This window comes from Streptomyces sp. NPDC060198 (assembly GCF_042728415.1).
Lineage (GTDB): Bacteria > Actinomycetota > Actinomycetes > Streptomycetales > Streptomycetaceae > Streptomyces.
The window spans coordinates 1-5,702 of record NZ_JBHWZJ010000414.1 but is presented as its reverse complement, the minus strand read 5'-3'; the positions used below and the strand labels follow the sequence as shown (position 1 = coordinate 5,702).

General features: G+C 71.1%; 2 protein-coding genes. One reads left to right on the top strand and one right to left on the bottom strand.

Going from position 1 to position 5,702, the window contains the following annotated elements; all coding sequences use genetic code 11:
* Window positions 1–31: 31 nt before the first annotated feature.
* Entirely contained in the window at window positions 32–3,721 is a 3,690-nt protein-coding gene (locus tag ACFWEP_RS30575) for a LamG domain-containing protein (RefSeq protein ID WP_387374930.1), read from the bottom strand.
* A gap of 984 nt (window positions 3,722–4,705) precedes the next feature.
* Between ACFWEP_RS30575 and ACFWEP_RS30570 the strand changes: the two genes are divergently transcribed.
* A partial coding sequence (locus tag ACFWEP_RS30570) for a DUF4139 domain-containing protein (protein WP_387374928.1) occupies window positions 4,706–5,702 on the top strand: 997 nt, incomplete at its 3' end.

The following is a 5,702-nucleotide window of genomic DNA, read 5'->3' as shown; positions in this document are numbered from 1 at the left end:
GTCCCGTATCCGGGACCGGCCACACGCCGGCTCATTCGGTCACGTCGTCGCTCTCGTCCTGAGCGACGCCGACGAGGTCGCCGACCTGGTAGCTGTCGGCCGCCGCACCTGCCCAGACGCGGATGTCCGTGATCCGGCCGGCCAGGTAGTGGCCCCAGGTGCCGTCGACGTAGCCCTTGCCCCCGGCCAGCTCGTCGGACCCGATCACCGCGGTGTACGCGGTGTCCTCGCCGTTCTGCGTGGAGGCGAGGTACAGCCGGATCGTCCCTTCCTGGGCGTCGTACACGCCGGTCAGGCGGACCGCTCCGTCGGACGCCGCCTCGTCGGAGGCGACCGCGGTGAACGTCCCGTCGCTGTTGAGACGGCCGAAGCGCCAGAACCAGGTGGGACGCTCGAGCTGCTCCCCGGTCTCCTCGTCCATGTACGTCTCGACGCCGGACCGCTGGTACCACAGACCCCAGGCCGAGCCGTCCGCGCTCCGCTGTCCGAGGACCTGGACCGCGTAGCCGTCCCCCTTGGAGTTCAGGACGGCCAGGTCCGGCTCGACCTCCGTGGTCACGGTGAAGGACTCCCGGTCGTCCACGACAGGACCCGCGGCGGTGACCGAGTCGTCGTCCCCGTCCAGCACGATCGCGTCGTCCGTGACGGTCGCCCCGCCGTTGAGCTGCAGGCTGCGGCCGTACAGGCTGGTCGTGTCCGCGAGGGCCGCGGTGCCGGTACTGCCCTTGGGCTGCCAGGCGGCGACGAGAGCGGTGGAGCGCGAACTCCCGTCCGCGCCCAGGAGCTTGGCCACCTTGGCGACCTCGGCGTCCGGCAGCGCCGTCTGGTAGGCCGCGACCTCGTCGACACGGCCCTTCCAGTAGTTGTTGAACGTGGCGCCGCCGGCGCCGGCCCGGCCGATCTGGAAGCCGCCGTCGACCGCGGTGGGCCATCCCGCCTGCGGGACCGCGACGGGAGCACCCTGCCTCTGGCCGTTCACGAAGATGCTGATCGTGTGCGCTTCACCGTCGTAGACACCCGCCAGATGGGTCCACGCCTTCAGGGTGATGCCGGGCGACAGGTCGGCGTCCGCGCCGATGTACTGGCGCTGCCCGCCGACGTACCAGTGCATGAGGAACACCCAGCGGCCGATTCCGGGCGAGTAGTAGAGCGAGAAGCCCCGGTCGTCGCTGCCCGTCTGGGAGAGCACCGTCCGGAAGGCTTTGTCGTCCGTGGGGTAGGCCCAGGCCGAAACGGTGAACGAGGACTGCGAGTTCACCACGGGGCCCGTCGTCGCCGCCCAGCCGGTCTGCTGCGTGGCGTTGGTGTTGTCGTTGAGCCACAGCGACCTGTCGCCGGCTCCTCGGCGGGCGAGCGACGACCAGCCCGCTCCGGCCTCGTGGAGAGTGAGATCGTGCCGGCTCCCCGGCGCGGTTCCCTTGTCCGCCGCGACCGTCACCGTGGAGCCGGCGGCACCGTCGTCGAAGTGCCACAGCCCGGCGGGTCCTTCGCCCTCGGCGACGTTGAACCGGACCGCGGTGGTCTCTCCCGACTGACCGGTGCCCACGCTGTCCACGGCGCGTACGTAGAGGACCTGCACGCCGGACAGGGCGGGCTTGACGCTCCGGGTGACCGAGGTCGTCGCCGAGACCTTCGTCCACGTCTTGTCGGTCGCGAGTCTGTACTCGTACGCCACGACATTGGAGTCCGCGGAGTTCCTGGTGAAGATGAACTGACCCGCAACGCCGGGCCCACCGGTCGCGCCCCCGCAGCCGTCACCGTCCTCCGGGCACACCGTGTACACCGCTCCCGAGGGCGTACTGACGGCAGGCGCCTTGGGCCGGGTCGAGTCGATCGTGAAGTAGCACCAGCCCTTGGTCGTCACCGTGCTGTGGCTCTCGATCTGGTTCGCCCCGCTGTTGTAGTAGGAGCGGGTGAACACCGCCATCCGGTAGGGCGAGTTCTGCGCGAGTGCGATCGGCGAGTCCACGGCGACCGTGGCGTTGTCCGCCACGAAACCGCTCGACGGCCTGACGGGTTCGGTCGCGACGGTCGTCCACCCGGCGGAGGTCTTCTGCTGCACGTAGAAGTGCGCCCGCAGACTCGCTCCGCTCTCGCCTCCGGCCGCCGCCTGCACCTGTGCGCTGAACCTGGGCGTCGGGTCGGAGATCCAGCTCGGGTCCGCCTCCGTGGTCTCGCACGTGGAAGCGACGGCCGGGTTGGTCGGCACGGCCGGCAGGCCCACGTAGGTGACGGCGAGGACCGCGTCGTTGCGGAAGCGCTTCCAGGCCGAGGCGTCGGTCTCGTCCTTGGCCTTGAGCATCAGCGTCAGCCGGGAGAACTTTCCCTCGGCGAAGTTGCGCACCGTCGGGGTGAGGTTCTCGTAGGTCTCGCTCGGGTCGTCGTTGAACTCGATGGGCGCGGCCGGGGTGTCCGGATCGCAGGAGGAGCCGCGTCCCGCCGACACGTTCCGGTCACCCATCAGATCGATGGCGGTCGGGCGGGACGCCCACGTGGTGGAGGAGGAGATGTTGCCCATCCGGTACAGCTGCACCCAGCGCGGGTCGCACTGGAACGCCCACGGCTCGGTCGCCCGGAAGGTGGCGTCGAGGACGCGCTTGCCCTTCAGACTGTCCGGAGCGAACTCGAAGTACAGCCGCTGCGTGTATCCGGGGCCGCAGTAATAGACGCCCCAGGTGCCGCACTTGCCGACACCCTGGCCCAGGTTGTCGCTCCCGTTGCCCCAGCCGTAGGACTCGTAGCCGTCCGAGCGCAGCAGCGTCCGCTCCGCCTCGCCCCAGGTCACGGTGGGATCGATGTACAGCGGGAAGTCCTCCGCCGCCGTGTTCGTCAGCATCCCGGCGTCAGGGGTGACCGTCAGCACGTCCCGGCCGACCGAGACGGCCATCGGCTTCGTCGTGTCACCCGCCTCGGGTTCCACGCCCGCCTCGTCACCACCGGCGTCGGCCGCGGTCTCCTGGGCGTAGTCCGCCCTGGACACGGCGGACCGGGCCGGACTCTGCGCGTCGACGGACGACCCCAGCGCCCCGTCCGGTGCGGGAGCGGTCGCGTCCGGACCTGCGGAGTCCCACATCTGCGCCCTCGGCGCGCGGAACACCCAGTTGCCGTCGGCGTCGACGGCGTCGTACCCGCCACCGCTGTTCCGGGTGACGCTCAGTCCAGAGGCTCGCAGAGAGTAGTCGATCCGTTCGAGCTCAGGCCGTGCGGCGGCCTCCGGCGTCTTGACGACCAGCACATGGCGGAATCCCTCGGTGGACGCGGTGAGCTTCAGGTCCACGCCGTCCAGGACGTTCCGGTACAGGGCGCTCGCCCCGTCCAGCTCCGGTTCGGGCAGCGCCCCGGGCCACCCGAGCGCCAGGGACGTGCCGTCCTTCTCGATCCGCACCAGCGGATCGCCCGTACCGCCGCCGGAGAACTCCATCGACACGGCAGCCGCTTTCGGGGCGACCGTTCCGTCCGCCGCGCGAACCAGCGTCGCGTCCGGTGTCCGCCAGCCCCCACCGGGCGTCGCCACCCGGACCGGTACCGTCGACTGCTCCAGCGTGAACGTGGAGCCGTCGGGGTTCGCGTACACCGTCGCGTCCTGCGACCGCTCCCCCACCACCTCGACCCGTTCGCCGGACTTCTCCGCTTTTGCCGAAGCCTGCGCCGCCTCACTCGCAGGAGCGACGTCCTGGGCCACCGTCCCGGTACGCGGGACCGCCCATGCCGTCGCGGGCATTGGAGCCAGCAGGAGCGCGGCAGCCGCCAGCACCACCAGCGGGCCCCTCGCCCATCCATCTCTCCTCGAACGCGTACGCACCAAACCCCCCTCGTCAGCACACTTCGCGCACCCCCGTACGCGCCGGGGACATGAGAACAACACTTTGTGCATATGACAAGAAGCTTTGTGCGGCAAATAGGAAGTACTCCCGACGGTGCGTCATTTGTCGATCCGAAAGTCTCACGCCCGGAATTTCACCAGGGATACGGGAAGCGAATCCGAAGGAAACGGGAAGTTAATCACCAGCGCATTCCTTCCAATCCTGCCGCTGCGGACGGACAGGTATTCAGCGTGCGAATCAGAGAGCGCCGGACCAGGTCATGACCACTGCCGGACGGAAGGCGAGGGGCGGTGCGTGCAGTGCGTGCAGTGCGTGCAGTGCGTGCAGTGCGTGCAGTGCTCGAACCCGCTGAAGCGAATACGGGTTTCCGGCGCACACCCACAGCCCCGGAGCTCTCCCTTCGTGAGGCTCACGCCTCCGCCCCACACCCGAGGCAGCCCTGCGGCACGTTTTCCGGCGACCGCCCGCGGGGCCACGATCGTGTCGGCGCCACTTCTTCCGCAGCCGATACGGACGATCCGTCAGCTCTCGTGCCAGGGCGACAGGAATCGGCCGCCTTTCCAGTCGGCGAAATAGGTCAGAAAGGGGCCGGGAAGGGGGCCTCTTCCCGGCGAAGGTCCTTCGCCCGATTCCCGGCGAAGGACTTTCCGCAGACGGCCGGCGGGGGACAGGGCTCGTCCTCACCGCCCGTTCCGGCCGCACAACCCCACCACCGGATCCACCCACCGCACGACGCGCCACCGCACGACGACGAACCGCAGCATCCTGGACGTCCTCGTCCCACGCCCCTGCGGCCAACCTCCTTTCCGACCAACCGCTTACGCCGGGACCGCCCCGGCGTAAGCTGCGCTCGGCATGAACACGGCGGGGGTGCGGAACACATGACGGCTGGACCGGCGCAGAGCTGGGAATCGACCCTCGACTCGGTCGTGGTGTACGCACAGGGCGCGGTCTGTCGCCGCCTGGCCCGGGGCACCGTGCCGCCCGACGGCCGGGTACGGGTGACGGGGCTGCCCCTCACCCTCGACCCGGGCTCGCTGCGGGTCCGCGTCCTGGGCACCCCGGGGCTCCGCGTCACCGAGGCCAGGGTGGAGGCGGAGGCCGCACCGCTCGACGCGGAAGCCCCCGAGGGCCTGCGGGACGAGGTCGAACGACTGAAGGACGCGTACGCGGCGGTGCAGGGACGCCGGGACCGGGTGCTGAGCCGGATCGAGGAGGCAGGGGCGCTCCGCCCGGTACCGCCGCCACGCAAGCGCGACGACCCGCACCGCCGTACCCCGGTCGACGCGTGGCTGGAGCTGGCCGAATTCGTCGACGGGCGCCTGACGGAGCTGCACCACCGCCTCGCCGGGCTGGAGGAGGCCCTGCGCACGGCCGAACACGACTGGAAGGTGGCCTCCGACCGGCTCGCGCGCGCCTCCACCGATGCCCCCGCCGCGCACGTGGAGACCTCGGTCGGCGCCGTTCTGACCCTCGACGGCGCCGGTGAGTCGGAGTTGGAGCTGGAGTACGGCGTGCCCGGCGCGGTCTGGGTACCGGCCTACCGCCTCGCGTACCGCCAGGGCGACGGAGGCGGGCGTCTGGTGCTGCGCGCGTCCGTCGCCCAGCGGACGGGCGAGGACTGGACCGGCGTACGCATCGCCCTGGCCACCGCCGACCTGCGGCGCCGGACCGATCTCCCGAAACTCCGCTCCGTCCGGATCGGGCGCAGTCAGCCCGCCCCCGCACCGGCCGGATGGCGTGAGCCTCCGGCGGGGCTGGCCGGTCTCTTCTCCGGCTACGACGCGGCGGGCCCCCGCCCGGCCGCGCCCGCCACCGCGTGGGCGGGCGCGGCGCTCGCGGGCGGCGCCGCAGCCGGCTCCGCCCCACCCCCGCCTC